The sequence below is a fragment of the Agrobacterium genomosp. 2 str. CFBP 5494 genome (assembly GCF_900013495.1).
Classification (GTDB): Bacteria; Pseudomonadota; Alphaproteobacteria; order Rhizobiales; family Rhizobiaceae; genus Agrobacterium; species Agrobacterium pusense.
The window spans coordinates 1,450,521-1,467,596 of the sequence record NZ_LT009718.1 but is presented as its reverse complement, the minus strand read 5'-3'; the positions used below and the strand labels follow the sequence as shown (position 1 = coordinate 1,467,596).

Below are 17,076 nucleotides of genomic sequence, written 5' to 3'. Positions count from 1 at the left end.
CCTTGGCGCTAGGCACACGCCCTGCGGGACTGCAGCCGCGCGAGCGGCACGGCGGGGGAATAAAGATAACCCTGCCCGAAGCGAATGCCCATCTGCATGAGAAGCCTGCTCTGCTCCTCGGTTTCTATACCTTCCGTCACCAGCTTAGCGCCATAACGCTCCGCGCTCTCGAAGGCGAGCGCAATGGCCTCCCGGAACCGCGATTGATCCAGCCTCGACGTCATCCAGTGATCGATCTTGACCTCTTCAAACGGGAACCGCGCCAGCAAAGTGAGCGCGGCATAACCGGTCCCGAAATCATCGAGCGCCAGCCGCACGCCGGCGGCGAACAGCGCATCGAAATTCTGCTGCACGACGTCGTTGGTCGGAATCCTGCTCATCTCCGTCACTTCGATCGCCAGGCGATGCGCCGGCACCGCCATTTCCTGCAGCAGCGCCACGACCCGGTCAGCAAAGTGCACGGTTGCAAAGGACGAAGCGGAAATATTTACCGCGAGATGAAAATCCGCATCGAGATCATGCAGATCACGAAGGTCGTGCACCACGGCTTCGATCGTCGACCATTCGAATTCCGCCAGCAACCGATGACGTTCGGCGATCTCCAGCACATAATAGGGCGAAAGCGCCTGCCCCCGCGCATCGACCGCGCGCAGCAACGCCTCAGCACCGATCATGCGGCGATTGCGCATTTCGAATTTCGGCTGATAGCAAATGGGCGGCCTGCCGGATTTGATCCAGTTGACGAGCATCTGCCGCACCGTCTCGTCCCGTGTCGCCTTCTCGGCAAAGGAAAAGGGGAAAATCTGCACGGGATGATCGCTTCCCTTGAGCGCCAGGCTGAGATGTCTGAAGAACGAGGCCACGTTCTGCCGGGAAAGCCTGTCCAGACTTGCCGCGCCTATTTTGAGATGCGGTACCGGCCCCGCCTCCGCCGAGCGGCAAAAGGTGCTCAACCCCTCATGCAGATGCATCATGAGTTTCGTACCTTCGGATTTCTCCAGCGAAATCTCCCGCATGACAATAGCAAGTGTCGTATCGCCGAACATGAAGCTGCAAGGTGCATGGGCGCTGCACAGCAGGCCGTATTCCCCATCGCAGATTTCCCGCGCCAGCCTGGGCCAGAAAATATCGCTCCAGTCCTCCCCCTCGCAGGCGGCGACATCGGCAATATTGACGATCTCGATCAGAACGAGGGCGTGCGAAACGGCCGGCTCCTGCCGCATGACCGTTTCCATATGGTGCTTGAGGGCGCGCCTGTTGGGCAGTCCGGTCAATGAATCCGTCCGCGCCGCCAACTCGCGTTTCTTTGCCTCGTCGCGCGCGCGCGCCTCGCTGCGCAGCAGGATGAACAGGCAGACGATCATCGGCAGGCCAACGGCGACAGCTCCCAGCGTTCGGCGGCCTATTGCGCTCAAGAACAGCGTCTGGTCGATCAGACCAAACACGAACGAGATTGTGATGGCAAGCAGCGCGGCCATGAATCTGACGGCGAAGACGGTGAGAATATCCCGAGTTCCCAGATCGGCGAGGCGTCGGTCGCGCATCCAGCCATACATGATGATGCCGCAGGCCGAAATGACGACCATGTCCTGCAGGGCCGCAAAAAACAGCACGGGGCCGCCGAACACGAAACGCCCGGCCGCGACGAGGGACAGGCTGATAAGCCCGCCCTGCCATGAGCCCAGCACCCCCGCGAGAAACAGCAGATCGGAGCGGATGTAAGGCTTGGAGGGCAGCTTGATGAATTCGGAAACAAGCAGCGTCAGCAGAAAACCTGTCATTCCGAAGACGAGGCCATAGTAGATTTTATAGCGGGGATCCTCGAGGGCGATGTTCCGCCGCAGAAGGATCAGCACGGACACCATGCCAACCACCGCGGCCGCCTGAAGCAGCAGGAATGGAAGTTCGGCAGCGGACGCTGCCGCTTGTGCGGCGATCAATTCCATCATCTGCATTCCCCGATTATTATGTGTTCTTGCCCCGGAATTCCGGTGGCCGGCCTTCAACAATCCCGCTTGCGCGGGGCAAAATTTATGGCGCCGCCAAGCCATCAGCCCTATCCGGACATCATGGCCTCGACCCCGTACAGCTCCGCCGGCATTCCCATATGCCCGGAGGCCAGCACCAGCCGGTCACGGCCCTGGCGCTTTGCCTCGTAAAGCGCCATATCGGCCCGGTTCACCATCTCGTATATGATTTCCCTGCCGTCGCCGGAAACGGCAATGCCGAGGCTGACGGTGACGATTTTCTGTCTGTCTGGACGGTTGAGATGGGGGATGGCCTCGTCGATTACGGCCAGTCTCAGTCTTTCGCCAACGGCAAGCGCAGCGGAAGCGGTACAATCGGCAAGCAGAACGACAAATTCTTCCCCACCGTAACGGGCTATGAAACTTCTGTCGCCATCGTCCCTGCGCAGGGCGCCACGCAGCCTGCCGGCAATCCTGCGCAGGCAGTCATCGCCGGCGACGTGGCCTTCTGCGTCATTGTAGTTCTTGAAATAATCGACATCGAGAAGGATGAGCGCCCGCGGCCGGCCGCTACCGACCGATACCTCGTTCGCCGCCTCGTCGAAGCTGCGGCGATTGCGAATTCCGGTGAGCTGGTCGGTATTGGAAAGCTGCTGAAGCTCGTGATTTGCACTTTGAATCCGCTGCAGCAGGGTCTTCTCCCGCAGAGAGGCCAGATAGTCCTTTCTTTCCACCTGCTCGATGCGGTAGGCCGCAAACAGCGAGACGGCGCTGATGCCAGCGGAACACATGATGGCCGGTAGCTTGGCCACCTCGCTCGTGACCGTGACATATTCCATGCCGACGATGAAAACCGCCATGCAGCCAACCGTGCCCATGACCGCAAGCGGAAACGGTTTGCGATGTATCGTATTCATATAAAGGACGACGGTGACGATACCCACGTAATATTCGCTCGCCGACGAGGTTTGCGCATTGGCATAGATGAACATGATCGAGGCGACGACCAACATGCAACCCAGTCCGTGCAGGACCTCATGCGCCACGCCGTCCGGCCGCATCCTGATCGCATAATATCGGGCGGGGAAATAAAGAAAGAGAAGCGGTGTGATGATCATCAGGCGGACTGTCAGATCCAGCCAGATGATTTCCGGCACCAGACTGATGTCCACGAATACGTAGAGATTGTAGAGGATGATGCCGAAGATCAATCCGTATGTATTGAATTGCCGGCTGCTTTCGTTGACTTTCTGAACGAAGCCAGACAGACGGTCAGCCTTGAATAAAACCACCACGACCCGCTCTTTAAAATATACTCAAGTTAAAAATACATAAAACTCTAACAAAACGAGAATATACCTAAAAAATTGGATTAAGACAGCCCGGCCATCGAAAACATCACTGAAAATTACAAAGAAATATTTTCATGATCAAGCATTGCACGGTCGATAATGTGTATCGAAAGTTTCCGTGAAGTCATCGTCTTGAAAAGACGCGTCGCGCCGAAACGATCGCCTTGCTCCTGCGGGCGTTTCTGCTAAAAACCTGTAAAAATCACACTTTATCTTAGGCAGCACTCACACACGGGTTCCACTTCATGTCAGCCACCAAGCTTGCCATCGTCGGCGTCGGCAAAATCGTTCGCGACCAGCATCTTCCCGCCATTGCAGGCAATCCGGATTTTGAATTGATCTGCACCGCAAGCCGCCATGGCACGGTGGATGGCGTCGCATCCTACGGCACCATCGAGGCGATGCTCGAGGCCGTACCCGATATCAACGCCGTCTCTCTGTGCATGCCGCCGCAATATCGTTATGAGGCAGCCTATGCGGCACTGAATGCCGGCAAGCACGTCTTCCTCGAAAAGCCGCCGGGCGCGACGCTTTCGGAGGTACAGGATCTCGTCCGCCTCGCGGATTCTAAAGGCCTGTCACTGTTTGCAAGCTGGCATTCGCGTTATGCACCTGGCGTCGAGGCTGCCAAGGCGTTTTTAGCCTCCACGACGATCAACAGCGTTCATGTGATCTGGAAAGAAGATGTGCGCCACTGGCATCCGAACCAGGAATGGATCTGGCAGGCGGGTGGTCTCGGCGTGTTCGATCCCGGCATCAATGCGCTTTCCATCATCACCCATATCCTGCCGCGCGCGCTGTTCCTGACCAGGGCGACGCTCGAATTCCCGGAAAACCGCGACGCGCCGATCGCGGCCGACCTGCATTTCTCGGACGTGACAAAAATGCCCGTCCATGCCGAGTTCGACTGGCGTCAGACCGGCAAGCAGAGCTGGGACATCGTGGCCGAGACCGCCGCGGGGCGGATGGTGCTTTCGGAAGGCGGGGCGAAGCTTTCGATCAATGGTGAGGAAAAACTATCCCAGCCGGAACGGGAATATCCGGCCCTTTACGAGCGCTTCGCCGAGATCATCAAGTCAGGCCGCTCGGACGTCGATCTTGCGCCGCTGACCCATGTGGCCGATGCTTTCCTGCTCGGCCGCCACAAATTCGTGGATTCTTTCTACGACTGAGCAGCGAAACGCTTCTCAAGGCAATCTTTCAGAGGGCGCGGCTGACAAACCGGTCGCGCCCCGATTTTTTGGCCTGATACAGGGCTTCATCGACGCTCCGCAGCAGCGTCGCGCGATCCGCGCCCGCCTGCGGCGCGATGGCGCCGCCGATGCTGAGGCGCGCAAGCACGCTCTCACCCTCCACATGAAACGGTTGCCGAAACGCGTGGAGCAGTTTTTCCGCAAGGCCGTTGATGAGCGTGGATGAATCCGGACGCGGCACGAATATTGCGAATTCGTCGCCCCCCATGCGCACCACCACATCATCTTCTCTTACAGCATCGCGGATTCGGGTGGATGCTTCGACCAGCACCCTGTCTCCTGCCGCATGGCCAAGCGTGTCATTGATGGTCTTGAAGCCGTCGAGATCGAGATAGAGAACACCGAAAGTGTCTTTCTCGCAAAGCGCGGCGCCAAGTTCCAGATCAACGATCGCGTCCAGAGCCTTGCGATTATAAAAGCCCGTCAGCGGATCGGTCATGGCCGCATCGCGCAGTTCCCGGGCGGCAAGGCTCATGGTGAAGTTCGCTTTCTGCAATCTCAAAAGCGCGCCCGCGAGTGTCGCAAAATACTGGAGATTATCGACCTCCGCAGCGGTGTACTCCCGAACGTGCGGGTCGAGCAGACAAAAAGTCCCGACCACCAGACCGGGTTCGAGTTCGATCGGGGCGCCGGCGTAGGACCGCAGGTCGGGCGCGCCCTTTACATAAGGCAAAGAGCCGAATTCAGGATGAGCGCTCAGATCCGTAACAGTCAGAATATTCTGCGTGACGACCACACGGTCGCAGATCGCGATGTCACGGGGGCATTCCTGGAACTGCAGCCCTGCCTGCTCGGCAATGTGGAGCCAGTCCTCATCCAGAATATGCACGGCCGCGCGTGCCACCCCGAATACGCCCTGCGCCAGTTGCGAGATCGCCTTCAATTCAGCGGTTTCCGCATTCTTGAAAGCCACAACGGACCGCACTGCTACCAGTCGTTCCAGCTCCAGATCCGGTCGTGGCATCATCTGTCCCATCGCATATCCCCTCTGTCTGCTGATAACGCGTCTGAAAGCGTACATGTTGCATGCGTTCATAAAACAACCGCCACGGGCGACACCACATGCGATTTCTTACCGGCCATTTTCCCGTTGCAAAGGTAGTCAGACGGGGGACGGGTCATGCCTTTTTCTGCCAGCGCCCTTCCGGCGATTGCTGCCAGTAGGTCAGCGAATGCCCCTCAGTTTTCAGCCTTTTCCAGTGGTTTCGCGCCATTTCGGTTTGGTAGGCATCGTATCCGTCGAACATGAAGACGATGCGTTCATAAGCCTCCACTGCCGGGGGCTCGGCGCCATCAACGAGAAAACGAACACTCGCGGCGTTGGCGTTCCCGTCCGATGCCGTCAGGAGAATCGGCTGGTTTTGCGGTACTGGCGAAGTGTCGGTGGCGTGCGGAAGGAAGCTGTCGTCGCGGAACGTCCAGAGATGCGTGTCGAGGAAGTCCCGGCGCTCCTCGCCCACTGTCTGGACCGCGACCTTCCAGCCGCGTTCCAGCGATTTCTCGAGCAAGGGCGGCAGCGCGTCCTCCAGCTTCGATTCCGTCAGGTGATAGAACAGAATTTCAGTCATGCGCTGGCGTGCCGCTCCGCTCGTCTCAATCTTCGTAATGGGCGCGAACGAGTTCGTTCAGAAGACGCACGCCGTAACCCGATCCCCAGGACTGGTTGATCTCGGTGAGCGGCGAGCCCATGGCTGTCCCGGCGATATCGAGATGCGCCCACGGTGTTTCACCCACGAAGCGCTTGAGGAACTGCGCAGCGGTGACGGAGCCCGCCAGGCGGCCCGAGCTGTTTTTCATGTCGGCAAATTTGGAATCGATGATCTTGTCGTAATCCTTGTGGAGCGGCATGCGCCACAGTTTTTCAGCTGTCACCTCGCCGGCCTGCGAAAGCCGCGTTGCCAGTTCATCGTCGTTGGAGAACAATCCGGCCTGCAGATTGCCGAGCGCCACGGTGATCGCGCCCGTCAGTGTTGCGAGATTGATCATGAATTTCGGATTGAAACGCTCCTTGGTGTACCAGAGCGCATCGGCCAGAACCAGCCGTCCTTCGGCGTCGGTATTGATGATCTCGATGGTCTGGCCGGACATGGAAGTCACGATGTCGCCGGGGCGCTGGGCGTTGCCATCAGGCATGTTCTCGACAAGGCCGATGACACCGATAACGTTTGCCTTGGCCTTGCGGGCCGCAAGCGCATGCATCAAGCCGGTTACGGCTGCAGCACCACCCATGTCACCCTTCATGTCTTCCATGTTGAGGCCGGGCTTCAGCGAAATGCCGCCGGTATCGAAAACGACCCCCTTGCCGACAAAGGCAACGGGTTCATCCTTTTTGGAGCCGCCGTTCCATTGCATGACCGCAAGCCGCGGCGGACGGGCCGAACCCTGCGCCACGCCGAGAAGGGCATTCATGCCAAGCTTCTTCAGTTCCTTTTCGCCAAGGACCTCCACCTCGACGCCGAGCTTGCGCAACTCTTCCGCCTTTTCGGCGAATTCGACCGGGCCGAGAACGTTCGGAGGGAGATTGACGAGATCGCGCGCCAGTATAACGCCGCCCGCAACCGCCTCGGAGACGGCAAAAGCCTTTTCCGCTTCCTGATGGGCGGCCGTGACGATGATGATCTCCACCTTCTTCGGCGTCTTTTCGTCCTCGGACTTTTTCTTGGTCTTGTAGACATCGAAGCTGTAGGCGCGCAGCAGAAGACCAAGCACGAAATCCGCCGCCGCCTGAGCGCCAACCTCTACGCCCGGCGCATCGAGATAGACAACGACCTTGTCCGCCTTCTTGAAATGGGCAGCCGCCGTACCGCCGGCACGCAGCCAGTCATGGGCGACCAGCTTCGACGGCTTTCCGATTCCGATGACCAGCAGCCGGTCGGCAGCGGAACCCTGCGGCGCGATAACATCGAGCGTCGTCATGGATTTTGCGGAAAAGCCCGCGATCTTCGCCGCCCTTTCGATCACACCACCCGGATCGGCTTCGGAAGCACCGGCGACGGCCTTCGCATCACCCGAGGCCTGCAGCATCACGGTCAGGGCATTTTCCAGCGGGGCGGAATTGGCGAAAGATATATCGAATTTGGCGGACATGTTTTCCTGCTCTTCTTCTACGACTTGCACGATGCGCATGATCATGGCCTTTTCGGCCCCGGGCGCAACCCCGCATTCTTTAAAGCCCCACAGCCGTTAAAGGAAATGCATTTTTAGTGAATGCGAACTCACGTCATGAAACCGACAGCTTGTTCCACAAAAAGACACAGGCGGCGGAAAAATTGTCGCGCAAAACATATTTGTGAGCCTGCCGGAATAGCCAATTGCAAACGATGCGATTAGATAGGCGGAAACTCGGCGAGCGATCGCAGGGAAAAACAATGTCGAACAGGGCCGTATGAAGCTTCTCGAGAACTATATCCTGCGGCGGACAACGCAGATGTTTCTGGTCGCGCTGTTGCCGGTGCTGGCCATCATCTGGACCATCCAGGTTCTCCAGAGAATCAATCTCGTGACCGATACGGGCCAGTCGATGGGTTCCTTCATGGCGCTCGCGACGATGATCCTGCCGACGCTCATTCCCGTCGTGCTGCCTTTCGCGCTCGTCATCGGCATCACCCAGATTTTCACGACGATGAACAATGATTCCGAGCTCGCGATCATCGATGCGGCCGGATCTCCGCGTTCGATCATGTATCGCCCGGTTCTCATTCTGGCCGCCGTCCTGAGCGCGCTTTCCTTCACCATCACCAATTTCGTCGAGCCGCCTGCCCGCAGTTCGGCCCGGCAGATGGTGGCTGCGGCCTATGCCGACCTTCTCTCCTCCGTGATCGAGGAGAAGACGTTCCGTACCATCCAGGACGGCCTTTACGTGCAGATTGCCCAACGGCAGGGCCGTATTCTCAAGGGACTGTTCGTTGCCGACCGCCGCGATCCCAATTTCGATCTCATTTATTATGCCAAGGAAGGCATGATCGACGAAAGCGGTACGTCGCTCACCATGCGCGACGGCGAGGTGCAGCAGAAGACGCCTGACGGCAAGGTCTCGATCGTCAAGTTCCTGTCCTATGCCTTCGACCTTTCGACCATGTCGGAAAAGCAGGATTCGGAGCCTTCGCTCTCTCCGGGCGACGCCAGCCTCGGTTTCCTTCTCTCGCCCGATGAAAACAATGCGAGCTACAAGCGCTCGCCGGAGACGTTCCGCAGCGAATTGCACAAGCGACTGTCGGACTGGATGTTCGCCTTTTCTTTTGCGCTGATATCGCTGGTCATCGCCGCCGACGCCCGTTCGCACCGCGAGGCGCGCATGCATCCGATGGTCGCGGCGCTGGTGACGGCTTTCGTGCTTCGCTGGCTCGGTTTTTACGTCACGAACCAGGTGAAGCAGAGCGCAGCCTTCATTCCTCTGGTCTATGCCGTTCCGGGCCTCAGCGGTGCTGCGGCCGCCTTCGTGCTGATCACCGGCCGTAAACCGAAAATGCCGAGGATGGTAACCGATGCGGCGGGCCGGTTGCGCCGTCTCTTCTCCAGCCGGCTGGCGCGCAATTCGGGGAGCGGCAACGCATGATCTTCAACACGCTCGCCCGGTACTTCCTGAAACGATATCTCATCACGGCCATCTGGTTCGTGATCGGCGTATCCTCGATCATTTACCTTGCCGACTTCAGCGAAACGGCGCGGCGTATGTCCGGCCTGCCCGGCTATTCCGTTCCGGCCGCGCTTGGCCTGACAGCGCTTCGCCTGCCGTTGATCCTGCAGCAGACCATACCATTCATTGCGCTGTTCGTCGGCATGACGACGCTGATCTCGCTCAACCGGCGCTACGAACTGGTCGTGACGCGCGCCGCCGGCATTTCCGCCTGGCAGTTCATTCTCCCCTTCGTGCTCGGCGCGGTCCTCATCGGCATCCTGTCGGTCACTGTCCTGAACCCCATCGCAGCGTGGGGCCAGAACAAGTCCCTCGCCATGGAAGCCGGCCTGCGAAACGAAGCAGGCGGCGGCCGCCAGCAGGAGATCATTCCGTGGATGCGCCAGTCGAGCGGCGGCCGTGACACGATCATCGGCGCCAAGAGCTTCGAAGACAACGGAACGATGCTTCTCGACGTGGTTCTCATCGACCTCGACAAGGACGGAAACATCGTCTCGCGGAAGGATGCGAAGTCGGCTAAATTGGAAGATGGTTACTGGCTTCTTAACGGCGTTTCTGAAACGCGGGCCGGACATGTGCCAGTTCGGCAAGAGAGCATGCAGATCAGTACCAATCTGAGACGGGAATTCGTCCAAGAGCGCATGACACAGACGGAAACTGTTGCTTTCTTTGACCTTTCTCACAAGATCGAAGTTGCAAAGTCCTTTGGACTATCTTCAAAGGCGCTTGAGACGCAGTATCATTTCCTGCTATCGACGCCCCTGCTTCTGGTTGCGATGACCTTGATCGCCGCGACCGTTTCATTAAAGTTCAGCCGCTTCGCCCAGTCGCGCTCCGTGATTCTGGGTGGAATCGTTTCCGGCTTCGTGCTTTATGTAGTAACCGTGCTCGTAAGGGCATTCGGGAGTGGTGGTGTTGTCCCTCCTACCGTCGCGGTCTGGGTTCCAGTCATCGTGGCGTTGGCTTTGGGGGCAACCATTCTGCTTCATCAGGAGGACGGCTAAGTGGCGGTAATTGACCGCGGGAATATCAGGCGGCTTTGGACGGCCCTTCTGACAGGTGCCGCTGTGTGCGCGTATTTGGCATCCAGCCCGGTCGCTTTCGGCCAGGATGGTTTGCTTGCGTCGGCAAGCCAAGACGATTCGAAACTCCTGCTTACAGCAAATGAACTGACCTATAACCGCGATTCCCAGCGCGTCATCGCGAAGGGCGTGGTTCGCATGAAATATTCGGGCTACCGTATGGTGGCCCAGCAAGTGGAATATAACCAGCAGACCGGTCGCGTGGTCGCCCATGGCAACATCGAGCTGATCGAGCCGGGTGGCAACAAGATCTATGCCGACGAGATGGACGTGACCGACGACTTCGGTCAGGGCTTCGTCAACGCATTGCGCGTCGAGACCACGGACAATACCCGCATTGCCGGGGAAAGCGCCGAGCGCCTTGAAGGCGACCTGATGGTCCTCAACAACGGTGTCTACACCGCGTGTCTGCCCTGCGCCGAGCGCCCGGAAAAGGCGCCGCTGTGGCAGGTAAAGGCCGAGCGCGTCATTCAGGACGGCAAGACCCATACGGTGCGGCTGGAAAAAGCACGTCTGCAGCTTTTCGGCCATTCGATCGCCTATATCCCGTTCCTGACGGTGCCGGACAATACGGTGAAGCGGAAGTCGGGCTTCCTGTTCCCGCAGATGAGCATGACCAACAAGCTCGGCTTCGGTATCGGTGTCCCCTATTTCCAGGTTCTTTCCGATACGTCCGACCTCACGGTCACACCGACCTACTACACAAAACAGGGCCTGCTTCTTCAGGCTGAGTTGCGCCAGCGTTTCGAAACCGGCATGCACACGCTGACGATCGCCGGCATCAGCCAGCAGTCCTCGGATACGTTCATTGCCGGAACGAGTGACGCGCTGAACGATCAGCGCGGCATGGTTGCCAGCAAGGGCGATTTCAGCATCAACCCGCGCTGGGCCTTCGGCTGGGACGCCATGGTGCAGTCGGATAACAATTTTTCGCGTACCTACAGCCTGAAAGGCTACAAGAACGACGTCCAGACCAATCAGATTTATCTGACAGGCACTGGCGAACGTAACAGCTTCGACGCCCGCGGTTATTACTTCAACGTTCAGGACACGGATAATTCCGAGCTCAAGGAACGTAAGCAGGCGATCGTTCATCCGGTCGTTGACTATCGTTACTTCCTGCCGGATCCGATCTATGGCGGCGAGCTCTCGCTGACTACGAACTTCACGAGCATCAGCCGTTCGACGCAGGATTCCTACGCGATGGGCGGCTTCCCGCGCTTCAACGGTCTGGAAGGCTCTTACACGCGCTGGACCACGGAAGCGGAATGGAAGCGCACCATCACGATGGATAGCGGTCTTCAGATCACGCCGATCCTTGCGGCGCGCGGCGACGCGTTGTGGACCGACATGACTGCGGCAAGCTTCACCTCCGGCGGCACATCCTATGCCTATGAAGGCATGATCCATGACGATGCTGCCTTGCGCGGCATGGTCACCGGTGGCCTTGAGGTGCGTTATCCCTGGCTGTTCACGGCTCTCAACAGCAGCCACGTGATCGAGCCCATCGCGCAGATTTTCGTGCGGCCGAACGAGCAATATTCCGGTCGTTTCCCGAACGAGGACTCACAAGCCTTTGTGTTCGACGCCACAAACCTGTTTGAGCGCGACAAATTTTCGGGCTTCGACCGGATCGAAGGCGGCACACGAGCCAATCTCGGCTTCCGTTACAACGGTACTTTCGACAATGGTTACGGTGTTCGCGCCATTGCTGGCCAGTCCTTCCATCTCGCTGGCGATAATTCCTTCGCCTCCTATGATCTTCTGAATGTCGGCGCCGATTCCGGCCTCGAATCCGATCGTTCGGATTATGTCGCCATGGCTGCATTCGATGCACCTATCGGTCTTTCGCTGTCCTCGAGCCTGCGTCTCGACAAGGACAATTTCGAAATCAACCGGTCTGAAACGGGCATCAGCTATTCGGATCGCCGCATCAACGGCAGGCTCAGCTATACGCAGGTCAAGGCGCAGCCGAAATACGGCTATAACGAAGACCGCGATATCATCCAGGCATCCGGTTCACTGCGCATGGACGATAACTGGTCGCTGTTCGGCTCGATCAACTACGATCTGAACGGCAAGTTTGCCGCCGAACGCCGGATTGGCATCGCCTATCAGGACGAATGCACGATCTTGACGGTCAGCTATTCCGACGAAGGCAATGTCAACTCCAGCCGCCAGGCCGCCAATGACTGGTCGATCAATGCCCGTCTTGCCTTCCGTACCCTTGGCGATATCAGCGTCGGCTCCGCGAACGAAGACTGGAACGACATGGATATTGGCTGGAAGCCGAACAATTACTGAGTTTAAAGGCGGGCCGCACAGCATTGTGGCCTGCCTTTTTGCTATCAGACCAGTAGTAGTCACGGTTTTGCCGCAACAACGCGCCAGTGTCGACCCGGCATGACAGTATCGGGTTTCTTTCAACAAACCGACACATTGCCGTTTTGCGGATCACGATGATATATACGTGGCAAATTCGCGGTGCGGATGCACATGTGCAGGTCTGAAAGGCGGGGGAAGGCAAAATCCCTGTTACCAGACGAACAGATTGGCGGGACAGGGCAACAGGACCCTGCCTGACGAAAGGGAGAAGGATATGATGAATTTCGGAAAGTCGGCTTTGCGTGGCGCTGCTTTTGCCTTTGCGATATTCGCCGTTCCCATGGCCATCGTGCCTTATGCCGGTCAGGCCTTTGCCGATAACACCGTGAAGATCGTCGTCAACAAGACCCCGATCACCAATGACGACATTTCCAAGCGCGTCGCCTTCCTGAAGCTGCAGCGCCAGTCCGGCAACCTCAATGAAAAGGCGCGTGAGCAGCTTGTCGATGAAGCGCTGAAGCGCGAAGAAATCGCCCGCGTCAAAATGTCGGTCAGTACGGAGGATGTCGATGCTGCCTTCGCGCGATTTGCCGGCAACAACAAGATGAAGCCGGAGCAGTTGACGAAGGTGCTGGCGCAGGCGGGTGTTGGCGCCGACCACTTCAAGGCCTTCATCGCCGTTCAGATGAGCTGGCCGCGCCTTGTGAACGCCCGTTATGGCGCGCGCGGCAAGATGTCAACGCAGGATCTGGTCACCCGCCTGAAGGAGCGAGGCGACAAACCGGTCACCACGGAATATTTCCTGCAGCAGGTCATCTTCGTTATCCCGGAAGCAAAGCGCAACGCCATCACTGGCAAGCGCAAGGCGGAGGCTGAAGCCTCGCGCAAACGTTATCCCGGCTGCGACCAGGCGATGAGCTTTGCCGCGACCATGCGTGATGTGGCAATCAAGGACCTCGGCCGCATTCTGGCGCCTGAGTTGCCGGAAGACTGGAAGGCTCTGGTAGAAAAGACCAAGGAAGGCGGCACCACCGGCACACGCGTGACCGAAAAGGGCGTCGAATATCTGGCCATCTGCAAGCAGCGCCAGGTTTCCGACGACTATGCGGCGGAAATGGTGTTCAAGTCCGAAGACCTGATGAAGGCCAAGGAAGGCGAAAACCCGAACGAAAAGAAGTACATGGATGAGCTGCGCAAGAAGGCGCAGATCGTCAACACCTGATATTGATACAAGAGCCGGGTCTTTCCGTGACATATGCATCCCTGCCGCTTGCCCTGACACAGGGAGATCCAGCCGGTATCGGCCCCGATATCGCCATTACCGCCTGGGCGAAGCGCCGGGAAAACGGTGTGCCCCCCTTCATCTTCATCGGCGACCCCGATGTGGTGGCAAGCCGCGCGGCGCTGATCGGCGTGCCGCTCAATATCGAGACCTGCGATGCGGACAGTGCCGTTGGCCTTTTCGAAAACGCGTTTCCGATCCTACCTCTTTCCGTCGGCTTCGACGTGCAGGCGGGGCAACCGCATGTCGGCGCTGCCCATGCCACGATCAAGGCCATCGAAACCGCCGTTTCGCTGACGGTCGAGGGCAAGGCTGCGGCCGTTGTCACCAATCCCATCGCGAAATCGGTGCTTTACGAGGCTGGCTTCGGTTTCCCCGGTCACACGGAGTTTCTGGCTGATCTCGCCTTCCGCCAGACCGGTGAACAAGTCACGCCTGTCATGATGATCGCCGGCCCCAAGGTCCGTGTCGTGCCGGTGACGATCCATATTCCCGTGAAAGATGTGCCGGCCGCGCTGACGGAAGAATTGATCGTCACGACCTGCCGGATCATCGATGCCGATCTGCGACGGAAATTCGGCATCGAGGCTCCGCGTCTGGCGGTTGCCGGGCTGAACCCGCACGCGGGTGAAGACGGCGCACTCGGCACGGAGGATCGCGATATCGTTCACCCCGCGACCATGCGGCTGCGCAAGGATGGGATCGATGCGTTCGGTCCCCTGCCCGCCGACACCATGTTCCACGATGCCGCCCGCAAGCGTTATGACGTGGCAGTGTGCATGTATCACGATCAGGCGCTCATTCCCGCCAAGGCGCTGGGCTTCGACGATTCGGTCAACGTCACACTCGGGCTGCCCTTCATCCGCACCTCGCCAGACCATGGCACTGCCTTTGGTATTGCCGGCCAGGGCATCGCCAATGAGGCGAGCCTCGTGGCGGCACTCAAGATGGCGGCGGACATTTCCCTCCGCAGCCGGGCCGGCGCATAATGGCGGCCATCGACGGACTACCACCGCTACGGGACGTCATCCAGCGTCATGGGCTCGATGCGAAGAAATCGCTCGGACAGAACTTCCTGTTCGACCTCAATCTTACCCAGAAGATCGCCAGAACGGCGGGACCGCTCGAAGGCGTGACTGTCATTGAGGTCGGGCCCGGTCCCGGCGGCCTCACCCGCGCTATTCTTTCGCTCGGGGCGAAAAAGGTCATCGCTGTCGAACGGGACAGTCGCTGCCTGCCGGCACTGGCGGAAATCGAGGCGCATTACCCCGGACGGCTTGAGGTCATAGAGGGAGACGCCCTGCAGACCGATTTCGAGGCTCTGGTCCCCGTCGGCGAGCCGGTGCGCATCATCGCCAACCTGCCTTACAATGTCGGCACGCAGTTGCTGGTCAATTGGCTTCTGCCGAAGCAATGGCCGCCCTTCTGGCTCTCCATGACGCTGATGTTCCAGAAGGAAGTCGGGCAGCGCATCGTGGCGGAAGAAGGCGACAACCATTATGGCCGCCTTGGCGTTCTCGCCGGCTGGCGTACGGTTGCCGAAATGGCCTTCGATGTCCCGCCACAGGCCTTCAGCCCGCCACCGAAGGTAACCTCCACCGTCGTGCATCTGCTGCCGAAGGACAAGCCGCTGCCCTGCGACGTCGCCAAGCTCGAAAAAGTGACCGAAGCCGCCTTCGGTCAGCGCCGCAAGATGTTGCGCCAGAGCGTGAAAAGCCTCGGCGGCGAGGCGCTGCTTGAAAAGGCTGGTATCGATCCCACGCGGCGGGCGGAGACGCTCTCAGTGGAGGAATTCGTGACACTGGCGAATTGCCTGTAACATCTGGCAGATGTTCGCCGTTCCGAACGGAAGCAACGGTTCCTGGACACCTGCGAATGGAGGAGCAAGTGCGTGGAGAATGCCGGTTTTCACTATAAGCTTGATATTCCCGCTGAAACGCCGGATTGCGCTGTCATCTTGCTGCATGGATCGGGACGAACGGAAGACGACCTCATTTCTTTTGGCCGCGCCGTCTTTCCCAAGGGTGCGTTATATGCGCCGAGGGGCGCGGTTCCCTGGGAGAATGGTTTCGCATTTTTTCGCAGAAAACCCGACAGAGAACTCGATATCGACGATCTGAAACATCAGGCAACCAGACTGTGCGGCTTCGTTGCCTTTGTATGTCAGCAGACGACGCAAGAACCCCTTCTCGTCGGATACTCGAACGGCGCGATCATCGCGGCTGAAACCATGTGCCGGGCGCATCATCTGTCGAAAGGCGCCATCCTGCTTCGTCCGTTGTCTCCGAGAAAAGACCAGCCTCTTCCGAACCTCGCGGGGTACCCCGTACTTCTGCTTGCAGGCGTCAACGACGACCGGCGTCACCCCTCCGACGCTCCGCATTTGGCCGAGCAACTGGTCTCAGCCGGGGCTGATGCCGTGCTCGAAATGATCAATGCAGGTCATGGCTGGGCGGAAGACGCGGCGGACGAGCGATTGTCACGGCAATGGCTGGCGCGCGGACTCATCGCGTAAATCAGAGCTTCGGCTCTTCCTCCAGCAAAGCCCGTACGAAATCGAACATGCCATGGCGGCGGTCTCGGCGGACGCGTTCGGCTTTGACGATTGCTTCGACGGCCTCGAAAGCGGCCTGCAGGTCGTCATTGAGAATGACGTAGTCATAGTCGCGCCAGTGCTCGATTTCGGCGCGGGAATTGAGAAGCCGGGTCTTGATCACCTCTTCGGTGTCTTCGGCGCGGCGGTGCAGGCGCGATTGCAGTTCGGTCATGGTCGGCGGCAGGATGAAGATCGAGACCACGTCTGCCTTCATCTTGTCCTGCAACTGCTCGGCACCCTGCCAGTCGATATCGAACAGCATGTCGCGGCCGGCGGCCATGGCATCTTCCACCGGCTCGCGCGGCGTGCCGTAGAAATTGCCGTGAACCTCGGCCCATTCCAGCAATTCCTCATTATCACGCATGCGCTCGAAATCGCGCTTGGAGATGAAGTGGTAGTGAATGCCCTCGATCTCGCTCTGCCGGCGAGCGCGTGTGGTGACGCTGACGGAAAGGCTGATATTCTTGTCTTTCTCAAGCAGGTTGCGCGCGATCGTGGATTTGCCCGCGCCGGAAGGCGAAGAAATCACCAGCATCAGCCCCCTGCGGGCGATCGTGACGGGAGAAATATTCACCGGGGCCAT

The 17,076-nt window shown here is 58.8% G+C and carries 14 protein-coding genes; 8 read left to right on the top strand and 6 right to left on the bottom strand.

What is annotated here, in order from left to right; genetic code table 11:
• Nucleotides 1-8 precede the first annotated feature (8 nt).
• Nucleotides 9-1,949, bottom strand: coding sequence for an EAL domain-containing protein (locus AGR2A_RS07095; RefSeq protein WP_072494900.1), 1,941 nt, complete (start codon nt 1,947-1,949; stop codon nt 9-11).
• Between the two features lie 107 nt (nt 1,950-2,056).
• Nucleotides 2,057-3,262 (bottom strand): GGDEF domain-containing protein, encoded by a 1,206-nt coding sequence (locus AGR2A_RS07090; protein ID WP_234797388.1) that lies wholly within the window; start codon nt 3,260-3,262, stop codon nt 2,057-2,059.
• A 302-nt stretch (nt 3,263-3,564) separates the two neighbouring features.
• On the opposite strand from AGR2A_RS07090, the gene AGR2A_RS07085 reads away from it, so the two are divergent.
• The gene (locus AGR2A_RS07085) at nt 3,565-4,491 is read left to right on the top strand and encodes a Gfo/Idh/MocA family protein (protein ID WP_004441083.1); all 927 of its coding nucleotides are present in this window, start codon (nt 3,565-3,567) and stop codon (nt 4,489-4,491) included.
• Nucleotides 4,492-4,519: 28 nt separating this feature from the next.
• On the opposite strand, the gene AGR2A_RS07080 is transcribed toward AGR2A_RS07085, so the two are convergent.
• The 3 genes from AGR2A_RS07080 to AGR2A_RS07070 all read right to left on the bottom strand — a co-directional run bounded on the left by AGR2A_RS07080 (nt 4,520) and on the right by AGR2A_RS07070 (nt 7,659).
• Nucleotides 4,520-5,548: a GGDEF domain-containing protein gene (locus AGR2A_RS07080; RefSeq protein ID WP_035207673.1), complete on the bottom strand. Its 1,029-nt coding sequence runs from the start codon at nt 5,546-5,548 to the stop codon at nt 4,520-4,522.
• A 142-nt stretch (nt 5,549-5,690) separates the two neighbouring features.
• Complete coding sequence (locus AGR2A_RS07075; RefSeq protein WP_004441079.1) at nt 5,691-6,140, bottom strand: DNA polymerase III subunit chi; 450 nt, start codon at nt 6,138-6,140, stop codon at nt 5,691-5,693.
• Between the two features lie 25 nt (nt 6,141-6,165).
• Nucleotides 6,166-7,659 carry a leucyl aminopeptidase gene (locus AGR2A_RS07070; protein WP_072494898.1) on the bottom strand — a complete coding sequence of 498 codons (1,494 nt, stop codon included), beginning with the start codon at nt 7,657-7,659 and terminating at the stop codon, nt 6,166-6,168.
• A gap of 298 nt (nt 7,660-7,957) precedes the next feature.
• Here AGR2A_RS07070 and AGR2A_RS07065 point away from each other — a divergent pair, with 298 nt between their 5' ends.
• From AGR2A_RS07065 to AGR2A_RS07035, 7 genes are all read left to right on the top strand, one after another.
• On the top strand, nt 7,958-9,127 hold the full coding sequence (locus AGR2A_RS07065) for an LptF/LptG family permease (protein WP_004441075.1): 1,170 nt from the start codon (nt 7,958-7,960) through the stop codon (nt 9,125-9,127).
• Nucleotides 9,124-10,212 (top strand): LPS export ABC transporter permease LptG, encoded by a 1,089-nt coding sequence (gene lptG, locus AGR2A_RS07060; protein WP_072494258.1) that lies wholly within the window; start codon nt 9,124-9,126, stop codon nt 10,210-10,212. The genes AGR2A_RS07065 and lptG overlap by 4 nt, the downstream gene beginning before the upstream one ends.
• The gene (locus tag AGR2A_RS07055) at nt 10,213-12,594 is read left to right on the top strand and encodes an LPS-assembly protein LptD (protein WP_045534209.1); all 2,382 of its coding nucleotides are present in this window, start codon (nt 10,213-10,215) and stop codon (nt 12,592-12,594) included. It abuts the gene before it with no gap.
• 295 nt (nt 12,595-12,889) lie between these two features.
• Nucleotides 12,890-13,837, top strand: coding sequence for a peptidylprolyl isomerase (locus AGR2A_RS07050; protein WP_006700162.1), 948 nt, complete (start codon nt 12,890-12,892; stop codon nt 13,835-13,837).
• 26 nt (nt 13,838-13,863) lie between these two features.
• Nucleotides 13,864-14,886, top strand: a complete 1,023-nt coding sequence (pdxA, locus tag AGR2A_RS07045) for a 4-hydroxythreonine-4-phosphate dehydrogenase PdxA (protein WP_080823043.1) — start codon at nt 13,864-13,866, stop codon at nt 14,884-14,886.
• On the top strand, nt 14,886-15,716 hold the full coding sequence (rsmA, locus tag AGR2A_RS07040) for a 16S rRNA (adenine(1518)-N(6)/adenine(1519)-N(6))-dimethyltransferase RsmA (protein ID WP_004441067.1): 831 nt from the start codon (nt 14,886-14,888) through the stop codon (nt 15,714-15,716). Before pdxA ends, rsmA begins: the two co-directional genes overlap by 1 nt.
• 72 nt (nt 15,717-15,788) lie before the next feature.
• Nucleotides 15,789-16,412, top strand: coding sequence for an alpha/beta hydrolase (locus tag AGR2A_RS07035; protein ID WP_072494256.1), 624 nt, complete (start codon nt 15,789-15,791; stop codon nt 16,410-16,412).
• A 1-nt stretch (nt 16,413) separates the two neighbouring features.
• Here AGR2A_RS07035 and gmk read toward each other — a convergent pair whose 3' ends face one another.
• Nucleotides 16,414-17,076 (bottom strand): guanylate kinase, encoded by a 663-nt coding sequence (gene gmk / locus AGR2A_RS07030; protein ID WP_004441063.1) that lies wholly within the window; start codon nt 17,074-17,076, stop codon nt 16,414-16,416.